The following is a 14,770-nucleotide window of genomic DNA, read 5'->3' on the forward strand; positions in this document are numbered from 1 at the left end:
CGGTTCAGGCCCCGCGGGGCACCGCGCCGATCGCCCCGGCGGACGGCGCCGACCGGCGACGCGGCCGCCGGCCCGCGAAGACGAGGACGGCGAGAGCGAACACCGGCAGCGCGAACAGGAGCATGAGCAGCGTGCCCGTCGCGGGGTACACGGTGTAGACGACCACGATGCCGGCACCGACTCCGATGCGTGCGACGGTCGCGATTCGGAGCCGCGCACCGATCCACCACCCGAGGGCGACGCCGCCGAGAAACCCGCTCGTCAGCCACAGCGGGCCGATGTCACCGGAGCCGCCGGAGACGAGGAAGTCGGCGGCGAGGAGGACGACGGATGCCACGGCGGAAAGAACCGGAACCCAGGTGTGCGGCGCCGCGGCGCGGGACCGCCGCGCCATCACGAGCCCGAGGGCGACGAGGAACGGCACGGCCCCGACCAGCAGGATCACGATGCCGATCCTCATCGCGGCCGTGGCATCCCTCGTGAGGACCGACCAGGTGGAACCGGTGAGCGCGTATGCCGCGCCGACGGCGCCCGCTGCCGTCGCCGCGGCGGCGAGCAGGCGCACGGCGCGGAGCCGGCGGACCCGCCATTCAGGCGCCCGCCCCGCGATGCGCCCCGGGACCGGAATCGGCGACACGGCCCGGGTGCCGGGCCCTGCGGCGATCGCGGCACGTCGCTGAGGGAGGGAGGCGACGATGAGGAGCCCGAGAGCCAGGGCAGCGCCCGTTCCCTGGGGAATCATCGCGACCCCGAGCATCAGGGGGACGGCGATGGCGGTGAGGACCGCCACGGTCACGTGCGCCGCGACAGGAACGCGCAGCCTGCTGAGAAGCGCCGACCCCGTCACGCCCACGGCGAGCCCGCCGAGGGCCAGCGCCGACAGGATCATCGGCAGCCAGGCCTCCGCGAACCAGGAGCGGGTGACACCGGCATCGGCCTCCTCGAAGCCGATGCTCCAGGACGCTGCGCTCAGACCACCGAGGAGGAAGGCCGCCGCGCCGACACCCGCGGAGACGAGAGCGACACCGTCGGAGAGCAGACCCGTCGATCGCAGCACGGCCGCGGCCGACACGGCAGCGAGGGCGGGAACGACTCCCGCCGACAGCAGCATGCTCAGCATCCCCCAGCCGGCAGCCTCGCCCCCACCCCACGCCCAGGTCATCGTCACGCCCGCCAGAGCTCCGAGAACGAGCGCGACGACGGCGACGGCGCGAGCGAGCCGTCGATCGAGCCGGGCGCCGGTGCCGTGGACCGCCGCCGCCCAGCGCTCGCCCGGAGTCGGTGACGAGCGCCCCGTCCGCTGCGCCTCGTCGAGAGCGGTGGCCACGAGGACGTCGCCGTTCTCGCGGCGCCAGCGACGTGGGTACCAGCGCAGGAGCCGGCGGTACCGGGCCTCGATGTCGCCGCTCATGCGAGGGCCGTCCGTCCGGTCGGGGCCTGTCCGCGCAGGCGCTCGCGCGCGACACGCGCCTGCTGCTCGAGGGCGTCCACTTCTGCCGTGAGCGATGCCGTGCCCTGCTCGGCGAGGCGGTAGTACCGGCGCGCGCGGCCGTTGACGATCTCCTCGCCGTCGGCGTGGATGAGCCCTTCGCGCTCCAGGCGTTCGAGAGCGGCGTAGAGCGTGGTGACCTTCATCGTCACCCGGCCCTGCGACGCCGTCTCGGTCTCGGTCAGGATGTCGTACCCGTGCCGGCGGCCGCCCGCGAGGACCGTGAGGATCCAGAAGGAGGTGGGACTCAGCGCTGCGCTCATGGTCCCTTTATACTCCACCCGACGTAATATAACCACTCACCCGAAGAGGGGCTGGGGAACAGAAAAGCCCCCGCGATGCGGGGGCTTTTCGCCGTGGACCTGAGGGGATTCGAACCCCTGACCTCTTCATTGCGAACGAAGCGCGCTACCAACTGCGCCACAGGCCCAAGAGCATCGATATTACACGACCGCGAACCTCACCAGAAACGGCGGCGGGTCACTCGCCGACCGCGCGGCGCTCGAGCAGCCGGCGCACGTGCGCCTCGATGTGGGCGTCGTCCACGGGGCCGGCGAAGGCCGTCTCGGCCGTGCGCGTGCGACGCGCGGTGTCGAGCGACGGAGGCGCGGACTGCGCCACACGCTCCCGCATGGCTTCTTCGACGCCGGCCTGACGGAGCGCTTCTTGAGCGGCAGCGCCGTCGAGGACGGCGGCGGCGCGAGATCCGGTGGCGGAGGTCAACGGCTGCGGCAGCCGGCGCGGAGTCCATCCGGCACGCGCTTCGGCGAGCTCGACGTCCTGCAGATCGGCGGCGACGCGTGCGGCCGGTGCGGCGACCACGACGGACACGGCGCGCCGCGCGACCGCGTTCATGCGGCCGAGGGCCATCACGCTGACGCCGAAGACGGCGGCGGAGATCGCGACGAGGCTCCAGCCCCCCGAGACCACGGCGACGGAGCTGCCCCAGCCGGCGGCGGCGAGCGAGGCGACGGCGGTCACCACGGCGGCGAGTCGCATGCGGCGACGAGCGCGTGCACGGCGGACGGCGGGGGCGGCCTTGGCGGCAGCGGCTTCGGCAAGGGCGCGTTCACGGGCGACGGCCGCCTCGGCGCGCGCCCGCTGGTGGGCGAGCGCTGCATCGGCGGCTGCCTGGCGGCGTTCGACCCGTGCGGTCTCGCGATCGAGGGCGGCCTGCGCCTTGGCGAGGGCCAGCTCGGCCCGCGCGGCTTCGAGGCCGACGCTCTCCTTCTCGGCCTGCACCTGGCGAGCGAGTCGCTGCTGCGCGAGCGCCGTGCGGGCATTGAGCTCGAGGGAGACCTCGGCGGGGGCCTCGCTCGTCTCGGCGAGCACGCGAAGAGCTTGATTCAGGCGGACGGCGTTGCGCTCGGCGGCCTGGTACTGGTGTCGCCCGTGCCACGAGGGCAGCAGATAGACGAGCCACAGCAGCACGGCAACGAGGACGATGACGCCACCACCCAGAACCTGCTCACCCATGTCGCAACCGTACGGTCCGCGGGCGGCACGACGCGGCATCCGCCCTGGTGTGTCTGAGGTTCTTGTTGAACTCGAAGGTTCGCGGGGCCGGTCAGCCCGAGAGGCGGTCGGCGGGCGGGATGTCGGCGACCCCCGGGGGCACGCGTCCCGACACCCAGCGCTGGAGCACACCCTCCGGAACCTCCTCCCGCACGAGCGCGAACGCGTAGTGATCGCGCCAGTCGCCGTCGATGTGGATGTACCGGCGGCGGAGTCCCTCGTACCGGAACCCGAGCTTCTCGACGACCCGCAGGCTCTTCGCGTTCTCGGGTCGGATGCAGATCTCCATCCGGTGGATGCGCATGTCCTCGAAGCAGAGATCCGTCGCCAGTGCGACCGACGTGGGGGTGATCCCCCGACCCGCGAACCGCTCGCTCACCCAGTAGCCGATCGTCGCCGACGAGAGCGATCCGCGCGCGATCCCCCACACGTTGAGCTGCCCGGTCACGACGCCGTCGTATTCCATGACGAGAGGGATGCCGGCCCCGTCGCGGTGCTGCTGGAGGAGCCGCCGCACGCCGCTGCGCATGTCGAGCGACACCGGTCCGTCAGGACTCGTCGCCTCCCACTGCCGGAGCCACGACCGGTTCTCGGCCAGCTCGGTCTGCAGCGGCTTCGCGTCGCGGGGGCGGACCAGCCGGATCGACACGGGCCCGTGGGCGCGGAGCACCGTGCCGTCCATCGTCACCCGCGCCGCGTCGAGGTCACAGACCCGCCGCGAAGTCCTTGAGCCACGGCTTGAGCTCCAGGCCGAGGTCGTCCCGGTCGACCGCGAGCTGGACGATGGCCTTGATGTAGTCGGCGCGGTCACCGGTGTCGTAGCGACGACCGCGGAAGACGACGCCGTAGACGCCGTCGGTGGACGCGAGCTCCTGCAGAGCATCGGTCAGCTGGATCTCGTTGCCCTTGCCCGGCTCGGTGCGCTCGAGGATGTCGAAGACACCGGGGGTGAGGACATAGCGCCCGATGACGGCGTAGTTGGAGGGGGCGTCCTCCTTCTTGGGCTTCTCGACCAAACCGGTGACCTTCACGACGTCGGGGTCGTCGGTCGCCTCGACGGCGGCGGCGCCGTACATGTGGATCTGGTCGGGCGACACCTCCATCAGTGCGATGACGGTCAGGCCGGTCGCGCGGTTCTGGTCGAGCATCTTGTCGAGCAGCGGGTCGCGGGCGTCGATCAGGTCGTCACCGAGCAGCACCGCGAACGTGTTGTCGCCGACGTGCGCGCGGGCACGCAGCACCGCGTGGCCGAGCCCCTTGGGCTCCCCCTGACGGACGAAGTGGATGTCGGCGAGGTCGGAGGACTTCTTGACCCGGTCGAGCTTGTCGACGTCGCCCTTCTTCTCGAGTGCCGACTCGAGCTCGGGGACGGAGTCGAAGTGGTTGGAGATGTTGTTCTTGTTGCGCCCCAGGATGATGAGCACATCGTCGATGCCGGCGGCGACCGCCTCCTCGACCACGTACTGGATCGCGGGCTTGTCGACGACGGGGAGCATCTCCTTCGGCATCGCTTTGGTCGCGGGGAGGAAGCGTGTTCCCAGACCAGCGGCGGGGATGACGGCCTTGATGCGCTCAGACATGGACTTCACCCTACAGATTCCGGGTAACGCCTATGTCACACGACGCGGGCGCGGTCCGGCCGGGTCCACCTAGAATCGGAGAATGGCGGACACCATAGACAGTGAGAAGCGCGCTCTGCGCGCCGAACTGCGCGAACGCCGCCAGCAGCGCTCCGCGGCCGCCCTCGACGAGGCGGCAGCCGGCGTCCACGCTCAGCTCGATGCCCTCGTGAGCGAGCACGGCGTCACGTCGATGTCCTGCTTCCTCTCGACGACCACCGAGCCCGGCACGCGCGCGTTCATCGCCGCCGCGGTGGCCCGCGGCATCCGCGTCCTGCTCCCGATCACCCGTGCGGACGGGCTCCTCGATTGGGCCGTGGCCGAAGAAGAGGGCGCGACGGCCGAAGGGCTGTTCGGGATGCCGGAGCCCGTCGGCGAACTGCTGAGCCCCGTCGCGGTCAACGACGTCGACCTGCTCGTGATCCCCGCCGCCGCCGTCGACCGCACCGGCATGCGACTGGGATGGGGACGCGGCTACTTCGACAAGACCATCGGCTCGATGGAACGCTGCCCGCCGGTCTACGCCGTCATCTTCGATTCCGAGCTCGTCGACGAGGTCCCCCGCGACCTGCACGACCAGCCCGTCTCGGGCGTCGTCACCCCGACGCGCACCGTCGCCCTGACTCATCGCTGAACTCCCACCCCACGCTGAACGACCGAGGTCTCATGCCCACCTATGCCTACGCCTGCACGCAGTGCGGTCACCGTTTCGACGCCGTCCAGGCCTTCTCCGAGTCGTCGCTCACGGAATGCCCTGAGTGCGGCGGCGTGCTGCGCAAGCAGTACGGCTCGATCGGCGTGACCTTCAACGGCTCGGGCTTCTACCGCACCGATTCCCGCGCGGGCGCGGGCGCGGGCGGGAAGGCGGGATCGTCGTCGTCGGGTGACAGCGGTGGCGGGTCGTCCGCTTCTTCGACATCATCGAAGTCGGAGGCACCCGCTTCTCCCGCACCCGCGGGTTCGTAACCCCGGCTTCGTGCCGGCATCGGAAGGAGGAGCCGTGATCCAGGGCTTCAAAGACTTCATCATGCGCGGCAATGTCATCGACCTGGCCGTCGCGGTCGTCATCGGCAGCGCCTTCACCGCTCTCGTCACCGCCATCGTGAGCAGCATCATCACGCCTCTCGTCGGCCTCGTCTTCGAGGCTGATGAAACCACGGGTGCGATCGGCATCCCGGTCGAGGGACTCCACGGCGAAGTGATCTTCCCCGTCGGCGGCCTCATCTCCGCCATCATCAGCTTCTTCGCCGTCGCGATCGTGGTCTACCTCGTGTTCGTCGTCCCGATGAACCAGTGGAAGAAGCGCCAGGCCGCGAAGGCCGGCGTCGTCGAAGAGGCGGCGAAGCTCCCCACCGAGGCGGAGCTCCTCATCCAGATCCGCGACCTCCTCGAGGCGCAGCGCGGCGAGGGCACCCGCCCGACGCTCTAGTAGTGCGGCGGGACGTCGGCGCGCAGGCGATCGTCGTTCGGACCGGATGCCTCGCCCTTCCCCGCCGGGGAGGGCGAGGCGTCCGTCTTCTCGACGTGCGGATCGGGGTCGGTGCCCGGGGCCGGGGTCAGGCGCGCGCGACGTGAGCCGGCGACCCGCTCGATCCGCTGGCGATCAGTCGACATCGATCGGCTGGGTGGAGCCGTGCGCCGACGGCGTCTCGGGCTGCACGCCGATGACGCCCGCGATGCGGAGCGCGACCTTCGCAGGGTCGTGGTAGACGTCGAACGCATGGACGCGGACGTAGTGCCATCCGAGCCGGCGGAGGATCTGCGGCCGTCGGCGGAGGGTCTCCCGCAGGCTCTCGGGGCGACTCTCGGGGTCGAGATCGGCGACCACGGCCTTGCCCTTGAACTGCGCCACGAGCGGCAGCTGGCCGCCGCGGTAGTGCACGTCGACCGAGACGCCGAGGCTCCGGAGGTGCTGCGCCAGCGTGAGGGTGAGGGGATCGGCGAGATCCTCGAGGCGGGCGTCGCGTCCGCGAGCGGCGACGCTGCCGAGGATCGACATCAGCGTCGCAGCACCGTGTGCGAGCCGGCCCTCTTCGAACGCCGAGGGACGGATCGACGAGACGATCACCATCGAGCGGCGCGCACGCGTCATGCCGACCGTGAGCAGTCGCTCCCCGTCGGGCGTGGACAGGTCGCCGAAGTCGCTCAGCACGCGACCGTGCTTGGTGAGTCCGAACCCCAGCGAGAAGATGACGCGGTCGCGGCTCTCGGCGACCGACTCCTCGAGGCCGAGGACGGCGAACGGCTCGGCGGTCTCACGACCCACGAAATCGGCGACGTCGGAGCGTCCGGCGAACGCAGCGGCGACCGCGGCACGGATGCGCTCGGCGTGACGCGACGATGCCGTGACGACCATGAGCGACTCCGCCGGGCGGTTGATCGCGTGCTCGACGACGAGGGTGACCACACGGGCCACCTCGGTGTCGGGGCTCTCGACCGCGCCGGTCTCGGGGTCGGGCGCGCCCGTTCCCCCCTCGACGTAGTCGACGCTCAGGCTGCCGCGACCGAGATACGACCCCGCCCAGGGCAGCGAGTCGATCGCCCCTCGGTAGAACGCGTCGTTGACGAGCTCGGCGAGGTCCTCCCCGCCGGCGCGATAACTCCGGGTCAAGACCTCGACGGGCAGGTGTTCGCTCAGTCGCTCGAACACGCTCGAGTGGTCGAAGGGCACCTCGGGCGCCTCTTCGTCTTCCCCGCGGCCCGACCACAGCCGGAACGGAGTGGGCTTCTGGGTGACCGGGTCTCCGAACACGACGACCTGGCGGGCTCGACGGAGAGCGGGGGCGGCCTCCGCCAGGCAGAGCGCGGCGGCATCCGCGATGATCACCACGTCGAAGTCGGGGTGGTCGGGGACATTCGGAACCTCGTACGGCGACGCGAGCCACACGGGCGCGAGGACGCGCATCAGGGTGGGCGCGGAGGCGACGAGTTCGGTCGGCGATGCGGTTCCGCCGCGGAGCGCGCTCTTGAGCGCAGACGCCTCACGGGGCTCGTCGACGATGGCGATGCGCCAGCGCTTCGCGAGCTCCGATGCCAGCAGCGGACCGGAAGACCCGGCGTGCGCCTCGTCGACCAGCCGGAAGTCGCGCTCGAGGCGGTCGACCACAGCGGTGTTGGCGCCGAGGAGCGCGCGGTCGGAGCGGAGCATCGCCTCGAGCGCGGACCGCCACCAGGCGTACTCGAACTCGATCGCCACGTCGGCCTCGGGCACGTGCCGCACGGAGAGCTCGGTCAGCAGCGGCTCGAGACCGAGCTGCGCGAGGTCTCCGCGGAGGGTCGCACGCTCGACGAGGTTGTCGAAGACGTCGGATGCCGCGGCGAGGCCGGCCAGCGTACGGAGCAGCTGCGGGATCGGCAGACCGGCCAGGGGCTCGGTGCGACCGAGCGACCGGTCGAGCTCGTTCAGATCGGCGTTGGCGCGCTGCCAGGCGGCGGCGACGTCGTCGAGGCCGAGGGGGAGCTCCGGCGAGACACCGGCATCCACCAGCCGCTGCCACTCGGTGCGCTGGCTCTGCACCTTCAGGAGGGCCTCGTGCATGTCGGTGACGTGCATTCCGGGACGCACGTACTCCTTCGACAGGCGCCGGAGCCGGCGACGGTTCGCGCTCGTCATCGCGCTCGACTCGCGGCGCGTCGAATGAGCGGCGATGAGGTCGGTCAGCGGCCGCTCGAACACGGTCAGGCTGAAGCGATCGAGCGAAGCGCGGATGCCCTGCAGCAGCTGGATGTACGCGCCCATCTCGGCGAGCGTCGTGAACGGCCGCATGCGCGTCTGCCCGATGAGCTCGTAGCCGCGCTCGAGGATCGCGGGCACCTCGGTGCGGTGCAGTTTGCCGGCCAGCGCGTGCGCCGCGCGGGCGTCGGCAGTCGTGGTGAAGACCACGCCGTACCAGGGAGAGTCGTTGGGTCCGAAGCGGAACTCGCCCAGGCGCGCGGCCGCGGCGAGCGTCTGCGCCGCCTCGGTGCGCCGGGTGGCGAGCTTCTGAACCGTCGCGAGGTCGAAACGGGTGGTCGCGCTCGGCTGCGGGTCGTGCGCCGCGATCGTCGTCAGCTGGCGCAGGGCTTCGAGGGGCGAGACGCCCACCGAGGCGTGGCGCTGCGTGAGGGCGGCGCGATAGTCGCGCAAGACGCTCCGGAGCCGGACGAGGGCATCGTCGACTTCGGCGACCTTCGGGGGCTCGGCCTTCTCGTTGCGGGCGATCGCCCGTACGAGGTCGCGGTGCAGGCGCGTGGGCGACACCGTGAGCCCCGGCAGCCCGATTCCGGCGAGCCGGTGACGGACCCCGTCGAGGGTCGAGCGGCGTGCGCTCACGACGAGCACGCGCTTGCCGGTGCGGACGAGCTCCCCGACCGCGTTGATCACGGTCTGCGTGCCCCCCGTGCCCGGGAGGGTGTGGACGGCCAGCGACTGCCCCTCGACGATGCGCGAGAGCACGGCTTCCTGCTCGGCATCCGCATCGAGGAGCAGGCGATCGGATGCCGGGGGTCGATCATCGGCGCTGACCGACTCGGGTCGCGGCCGCACGAACGAGAGGCGCTCCCGATCGGCCGGGTGGCCGGCGAGGGCGTTGAGCACCGGATGGTCGAGCGAGACGGCGTCGCGCTCCATGTCGGAGGCGACGTCGGCGAACGTCGAGACGATCAGGCGCGGCAGCACCGTGAAGGTCGGGATGTGGGAGGTCAGCGCCCGGAGGTGATCGATCACCGGCTGAGGCTGGAACACGCCACCATCATGGGCGAGGGCGGCGAGGGCGTCGCCGTCGACGTCGATGCCGAAGTGGATGCGGGCGGCCGTGACGAGTTCGGGGTTGATCGCGAACGAGCCGTGCAGGCGCAGATCGAAGTCGGAATGATGCCGGCGGATCTGGAGTGGACGGAGCAGGACCGGAGCCATGCAGGCGACGCCGCCGATGCGCCACGAGGCCATGCCGATCGCGAGGTGCACGGTGTCGAGCCCGCGCGCCGTCCGCAGCTCGACGTCCTTCGACGTGATCCGCTCGGCCGCGAGACGGGCCGTGCGAAGCGCGACCTCGTCGCGGAACATGTTCGACAGCAGGGTCGGTCGGCCGGTGATGAACTGGGGAAGGCTGCCGGGGTGGGCCTTCGTGATGTCGATGCCCGCGTCACCGGTGTCGCGGTAGTGCAGCAGCGTCGACGACCCGCCCAGGTGCGCTGCCTCTTCGCGGAGGCGCTTCTGCTCGGGAACCGCGGCGTGCATGAGGAGCACATCCGGATCGGACAGGTGGATGTCCGCCGGGGTCACCGACGCCAGGTACTCGGCCCTCTCGCCGCGCACCGCACCACTCTCCGCTCGCCACACAGCACAAACACTATGCGGACTCGCCCGGGAAACACCGGAACAGGCCCCGAGTTTCGCGCGATCGCGCCTCCTCCCCCACCCGTGCGACCCGGCCCGGCCCTCCACAGCCGCCGCCTTGCGCCCTTCGGCGTGCGACGCCCCGACATGATGAGGGCATGACGTTCGCCACATACTCGGTGCACCCGACACCGATCGGCGAGGCCCTCGTCGTGATGACCGACGAGGGCCTCGCCGCACTCTCCATCCTCGACGGGCCCGCCTATGCCGAGCTCGCCCGCCTGAGCATGCTCCTCCGAGCTCTGCCGGAGGCCGATCCGGCAGCCGGCGCTGCGGTGGCCTCTCAGCTCGACGAGTACTTCTCGGGCACGCGCCGCGCGTTCACGATCCCGCTCGACCAGCGCCTTGTCGGCGGATTCACGCGCCGCGCCCTCGAGGCGATCACCGAGATCCCGTACGGCGAGACGGCCTCCTACGCCGAGATCGCGATCGCCGCCGGCGCGCCGGGAGCCAACCGCGCCGTCGGCTCCGCGTGCGCGAAGACGCCCTGGTCGATCGTGGTGCCCGTCCACCGCGTCATCCGGTCGGACGGATCGCTCGGCGAATACGGCGGGCATCCCGAGCGCAAGCGCCTGCTCATAGACCTCGAGGCGGGAGCAGACGAGTAGGCCGTCTGCTCCCGCCTCGAGAGGGGGTCGTGATCCGCTCTAGTGATCGACCGCCTTCTCGGCGCCGTAGCCGGTGAGCGATCGCACATCCATCTCGGCTGCCTTCTTGGCGTCTTCTGCCCGCCGGGAGGTGACCGAGCCCAGCCAGCCGAGGAAGAAGCCGACCGGGATCGAGACGATGCCCGGGTTGTTGAGCGGCCAGATGGCCATGCCCACATTCTTGAACACGCTCGTCTCCGTGCCCCAGAACACCGGCGACAGGACGATCAGCACGATGGCCGTCGCGAGACCGCCGTACATGCTCCACACCGCGCCGCGCGTCGTGAACTTCCGCCAGAACAGCGAGAACAGGATCGTCGGGAGGTTCGCCGACGCGGCGACCGCGAAGGCCAGCGCGACGAGGAACGCGACGTTCTGACCCTGGACGCCGATGCCGCCGAGGATCGCGAGCACACCGATGACGATGACGGTGCGGCGGGCGACCTTGACCTCGCCGTCCGGCGGGACGTTGCCCTTCTTCACGACGTTGGCGTAGATGTCATGGGCGAACGACGCGGCGGCCGTGATCGTGAGACCGGCGACGACGGCGAGGATCGTTGCGAACGCGACCGCCGAGATGAAACCGAGCAGAACCGGACCACCGAGCGCCGCCGCCAGCAGCGGAGCCGCCGAGTTGACACCACCGGGCGCCGCCTTGATCGTCTCCGCGCCGACGATCGCACCCGCGCCGTAGCCGAGGACGAGCGTGAGCAGGTAGAAGAGGCCGATGAGCCAGATCGCCCAGACGACCGATCGACGCGCCTCCTTCGCCGTGGGAACGGTGTAGAAGCGCATCAGGACGTGCGGCAGGCCGGCGGTGCCGAGCACCAGCGCGATCGCGAGGGAGATGAAGTCCCACGGGTTCGCGCCGTACTGGAGGCCCGGTCCGAGGATGGCCTCCTGCGGGTCGCTGCCCGAGGCGTCCACCGCCGCACCGAGGAGGGTGTCGAGGCTGAATCCGTGGATGGCCAGGACCCAGATGGTCATGACGATGGCGCCGCCGATGAGCAGGAACGCCTTGACGATCTGCACCCAGGTGGTGCCCTTCATTCCGCCGATGAGGACGTAGACGATCATGAGGACGCCGACCACGGCCACGACGATCGACTGACCGACCTGGTCGTTGATGCCGAGAAGCAGCGAGACGAGCCCGCCGGCACCGGCCATCTGTGCGAGCAGGTAAAAGAAGCAGACCGCGAGGGTCGTGATCGCGGCGGCGAGGCGCACCGGGCGCTGCGCGAGGCGGAACGACAGGACATCCGCCATCGTGAACTTGCCGGTGTTGCGCATCAGCTCGGCGACCAGCAGCAGGGCGACGAGCCACGCGACGAGGAAGCCGATCGAGTACAGGAACCCGTCGTAGCCGTTGATCGCGATGGCGCCGACGATGCCGAGGAACGATGCCGCCGACAGATAGTCGCCCGCGATGGCGAAGCCGTTCTGCGGTCCGGTGAACGAGCGTCCGGCCGCGTAGTAGTCCGCAGCCGTCTTGTTGTTGCGGCTCGCCCGGATGACGATGAACAGCGTCACCGCGACGAAGGCGCCGAAGATCGAGATGTTGAGGACGGGATTGTTCTCGGCGGCGCCCGCGGGTGCGGCGGCGAAGAGCACGGGGGTCATCGGGTCTCCTGCTTCTCGAGGTCGTTGCGGATCTCGGAGGAGATCGGGTCGAGGGTGCGGTTCGCGTACGAGACGTAGCCCGTGGTGATGGCGAAGGTCGTGACGAACTGCCCGAGCCCGAGCAGCAGCCCGATGGTGATGTGACCCCACACCTGCTGGGCCATGAAGTCGGGCGCGAACGACGACAGCAGGACGAACGCGAAGTACCAGACGAGGAACAGCACGGCGAGCGGGAAGACCACGCTCCGGTGCTTCTTCTTCAGCTCGACGAATCGTGGCGATCGCTCGATCGCGACGTAGTCGATGGCACTCCCGTCCGCGCCGTCGTGGGATGACTGCGACATGTGGCCTCCTTGCCTCATGGGATGAGCGACGTTGCTCTCACGGCGGTTTCACAGAAATGGCCGCGTGGTAGGTTCGACCGTACGAAGGCGGCGCGGGGGCCGTCACCCCCGGAAGTAGGTAAGTGGGCACCGCGTGGATATCGACACCGATACGCAGCTCATGTCTCGAGCTGTGGCAGATCTTGCCCGCCAGACCCGCTTCCCCGTCGTCTTCGGCGGACTCGAGCGCAGCGGCAGCGTTCACGTCAGCGCCATCTCGGGCGCCCGCACGCACCACATCGAAGGCCTCGTGGTCCAGTCGGGCCGTGGACTCGGCGGCGCCGCGATGGTCGAGAAGCGGCCGCGCCTCGCCCTCGATTACCGCACCGCCCGCACGATCACCCACGACTACGACCGCGCGATCCTCGGTGAGGGCATCTCGACGCTCCTCGCGGTGCCGATCGTCGTCGCCGGGCGCCCCCGCGGCATCCTGTACTGCGGATCGTGGACACCCGGACCCGTCGGCGACCTCGTCAGCCGGCCCGCGTTCCGCGCCGCCGACATCATCGCCACGGAGATCCGTGTGCGCGAGGAGGTCGACCGCCGGGTCGCCGCCCTCGTGCCGCACGATCCGGCCTTGTCGGCCGCGACGCAGGAGGACCTGCGCGAGAGCTACGCGGAGCTCCGGAGCATCGCGGCGTCTGTCGCCGACGCCGGCGTGCGCGAGCGGATCGCCGCCGTCGAGCGCCGACTCGCAGCCATCTCGCGCGACAGCGACGGCCCCGTCGTGCCCCTCGAGGTGACCCTGTCACCGCGGGAGATCGACGTCCTCGCCTGCTGCGCCCTGGGGGCGACGAACGCGGAGATCGCGGCGACCCTGACCCTCAAGGAGGGAACGGTGAAGTCGTACCTGCAGGCCGCCATGGCGAAACTGGATGCCTCCACCCGCCACGCCGCAGTGGCCAAGGCTCGCCGCGCGGGTCTTCTCCCGTAATTCCCGCGCTTTCCCCTAGGCTTCGGCCATGGCCCGCAAAATCGTGCATCAGCTCGTCGACGACCTGGACGGCACCGTCCTCGAAGTGGGTGACGGCGAGACGGTCCTCTTCTCGATCGACGGCACCGCCTACGAGATCGACCTCACTCACGACAACGCCGCGGCACTCCGCGAGTCGCTCGCCGCGTACATCGACGCCGCCCGCCGCGTGTCGACGCGGGCGCCGTCGGGCCGCGCGTCGAACGGCGGCAACGGAGCGGCCGGCCGCAAGCAGCGCCGCACCGGTCAGCGCGACTACGGCCCCATCCGCGAGTGGGCGGCGAAGAACGGCTTCGAGCTCTCCGAGCGCGGTCGCGTGCCGGCCAACGTGCTCGACGCGTACGACGCCGCGCACTGATCCAGACGTCAGCCCACCACGAGGCTGACGGCGATCCCCATCATCACGACCGCGATGCCGCCGTCGAGGATCCGCCATGCGCGCTCGGTGCGCAGGAGGGGTGCGAGGTAGCGCGCGCCGTAGCCGAACGCGATGAACCACGCCGTGCTCGCGGCAATGCCCCCGGCGAGGAACCACCACCGCGCGTCGCCGTGGGTCGCCGCGACTGAGCCGAGCACGACGGTCGTCTCGACGATCGCGTGCGGGTTCAGCCACGTCACGGCGAGGATCGTGAGGAGCGTCGCCATCCGGCCGCTCCGGCGGCGGGGTCGCACCGCGGTGAGCACTCCCCCGGCCGGCTGCGGCGCGGCATCCGCATCGACCGGCTGCGCCTGCGGCGACGCACCACCGGATGCCGAAGGCGCGGCATCCGCGTCGTCGGTCGCCGCCTCGAGCGAGCCTCCGCCGCGCCAGGCCCGCCGCGCACTCACCAGCGCGAAGCCGACGATGAACGCCGCACCCGCCCAGCGGGCCACGGTCTCGAGCCACGGGTGCGACGTCACGAGCGTGGCGACGCCGGCGACGCCGATCGTCTGGAGGATCGCGTCGCTGATGACGCAGACGGCGACGACGATTCCCACGTGCTGACGGCGCAGACCCTGGCGGAGGATGACCGCGTTCTGGGCGCCGATCGACACGATCAGGCCGAGGCAGAGTCCGAGGCCGGACAGGAGCGCAATGATCTCGGGAGGCATGACATCGACGCTAAGGGTGTGACGGTAGACAGTACAGCGAAGGATTCTTCGTTAT

General features: G+C 70.6%; 16 protein-coding genes and 1 tRNA gene. 6 read left to right on the forward strand and 11 right to left on the reverse strand.

The features are described from left to right. Window positions 1-4: 4 nt before the first annotated feature. From ACJJV7_RS09900 to galU, 6 genes are all read right to left on the reverse strand, one after another. Window positions 5-1,411 (reverse strand): hypothetical protein, encoded by a 1,407-nt coding sequence (locus ACJJV7_RS09900; RefSeq protein WP_405375219.1) that lies wholly within the window; start codon window positions 1,409-1,411, stop codon window positions 5-7. After that, window positions 1,408-1,752: a PadR family transcriptional regulator gene (locus ACJJV7_RS09905; protein ID WP_405375217.1), complete on the reverse strand. Its 345-nt coding sequence runs from the start codon at window positions 1,750-1,752 to the stop codon at window positions 1,408-1,410. Before ACJJV7_RS09905 ends, ACJJV7_RS09900 begins: the two co-directional genes overlap by 4 nt. A 94-nt stretch (window positions 1,753-1,846) precedes the next feature. Further along, window positions 1,847-1,919 (reverse strand) — tRNA-Ala (locus ACJJV7_RS09910). Window positions 1,920-1,969: 50 nt separating this feature from the next. Continuing rightward, a complete protein-coding gene (locus tag ACJJV7_RS09915; protein WP_405375215.1) occupies window positions 1,970-2,965 on the reverse strand; it encodes a large exoprotein in 996 nt (331 codons plus the stop codon). 91 nt (window positions 2,966-3,056) lie between these two features. Then, window positions 3,057-3,686, reverse strand: a complete 630-nt coding sequence (locus ACJJV7_RS09920) for a GNAT family N-acetyltransferase (protein WP_405376167.1) — start codon at window positions 3,684-3,686, stop codon at window positions 3,057-3,059. Between the two features lie 22 nt (window positions 3,687-3,708). Next, complete coding sequence (galU, locus tag ACJJV7_RS09925; protein ID WP_405375214.1) at window positions 3,709-4,584, reverse strand: UTP--glucose-1-phosphate uridylyltransferase GalU; 876 nt, start codon at window positions 4,582-4,584, stop codon at window positions 3,709-3,711. Between the two features lie 82 nt (window positions 4,585-4,666). Here galU and ACJJV7_RS09930 point away from each other — a divergent pair, with 82 nt between their 5' ends. From ACJJV7_RS09930 to mscL, 3 genes are read left to right on the forward strand one after another with little or no spacing between them, the layout of a single operon-like run. Next, window positions 4,667-5,257 (forward strand): 5-formyltetrahydrofolate cyclo-ligase, encoded by a 591-nt coding sequence (locus tag ACJJV7_RS09930; RefSeq protein ID WP_405375212.1) that lies wholly within the window; start codon window positions 4,667-4,669, stop codon window positions 5,255-5,257. A 32-nt stretch (window positions 5,258-5,289) separates the two neighbouring features. After that, complete coding sequence (locus ACJJV7_RS09935; protein ID WP_405375210.1) at window positions 5,290-5,589, forward strand: FmdB family zinc ribbon protein; 300 nt, start codon at window positions 5,290-5,292, stop codon at window positions 5,587-5,589. Between the two features lie 34 nt (window positions 5,590-5,623). Beyond that, entirely contained in the window at window positions 5,624-6,052 is a 429-nt protein-coding gene (gene mscL, locus ACJJV7_RS09940) for a large conductance mechanosensitive channel protein MscL (protein ID WP_405375208.1), read from the forward strand. On the opposite strand, the gene ACJJV7_RS09945 is transcribed toward mscL, so the two are convergent. Both ACJJV7_RS09945 and ACJJV7_RS09950 read right to left on the reverse strand, forming a co-directional pair. Continuing rightward, entirely contained in the window at window positions 6,049-6,237 is a 189-nt protein-coding gene (locus ACJJV7_RS09945; RefSeq protein ID WP_405375207.1) for a hypothetical protein, read from the reverse strand. The two genes, mscL and ACJJV7_RS09945, sit on opposite strands and share 4 nt — an antisense overlap. Further along, entirely contained in the window at window positions 6,227-9,919 is a 3,693-nt protein-coding gene (locus ACJJV7_RS09950; protein WP_405375205.1) for an AAA family ATPase, read from the reverse strand. The genes ACJJV7_RS09945 and ACJJV7_RS09950 overlap by 11 nt, the downstream gene beginning before the upstream one ends. 179 nt (window positions 9,920-10,098) lie before the next feature. Here ACJJV7_RS09950 and ACJJV7_RS09955 point away from each other — a divergent pair, with 179 nt between their 5' ends. Then, on the forward strand, window positions 10,099-10,608 hold the full coding sequence (locus tag ACJJV7_RS09955) for a methylated-DNA--[protein]-cysteine S-methyltransferase (protein ID WP_405375203.1): 510 nt from the start codon (window positions 10,099-10,101) through the stop codon (window positions 10,606-10,608). 39 nt (window positions 10,609-10,647) lie between these two features. Here ACJJV7_RS09955 and ACJJV7_RS09960 read toward each other — a convergent pair whose 3' ends face one another. Further along, window positions 10,648-12,267 (reverse strand): cation acetate symporter, encoded by a 1,620-nt coding sequence (locus ACJJV7_RS09960; protein WP_405375201.1) that lies wholly within the window; start codon window positions 12,265-12,267, stop codon window positions 10,648-10,650. Further along, the gene (locus ACJJV7_RS09965) at window positions 12,264-12,611 is read right to left on the reverse strand and encodes a DUF485 domain-containing protein (protein WP_405375200.1); all 348 of its coding nucleotides are present in this window, start codon (window positions 12,609-12,611) and stop codon (window positions 12,264-12,266) included. The genes ACJJV7_RS09960 and ACJJV7_RS09965 overlap by 4 nt, the downstream gene beginning before the upstream one ends. 160 nt (window positions 12,612-12,771) lie before the next feature. Between ACJJV7_RS09965 and ACJJV7_RS09970 the strand changes: the two genes are divergently transcribed. Continuing rightward, a complete protein-coding gene (locus tag ACJJV7_RS09970; protein ID WP_405376165.1) occupies window positions 12,772-13,584 on the forward strand; it encodes a LuxR C-terminal-related transcriptional regulator in 813 nt (270 codons plus the stop codon). A gap of 28 nt (window positions 13,585-13,612) precedes the next feature. Continuing rightward, window positions 13,613-13,981, forward strand: coding sequence for an Lsr2 family protein (locus ACJJV7_RS09975; protein ID WP_405375198.1), 369 nt, complete (start codon window positions 13,613-13,615; stop codon window positions 13,979-13,981). An 8-nt stretch (window positions 13,982-13,989) separates the two neighbouring features. Here ACJJV7_RS09975 and ACJJV7_RS09980 read toward each other — a convergent pair whose 3' ends face one another. Next, window positions 13,990-14,715 carry a LysE/ArgO family amino acid transporter gene (locus ACJJV7_RS09980; protein WP_405375196.1) on the reverse strand — a complete coding sequence of 242 codons (726 nt, stop codon included), beginning with the start codon at window positions 14,713-14,715 and terminating at the stop codon, window positions 13,990-13,992. Window positions 14,716-14,770 lie beyond the last annotated feature (55 nt).

The organism is Microbacterium sp. Ld4, from assembly GCF_045066555.1.
Lineage (GTDB): Bacteria > Actinomycetota > Actinomycetes > Actinomycetales > Microbacteriaceae > Microbacterium.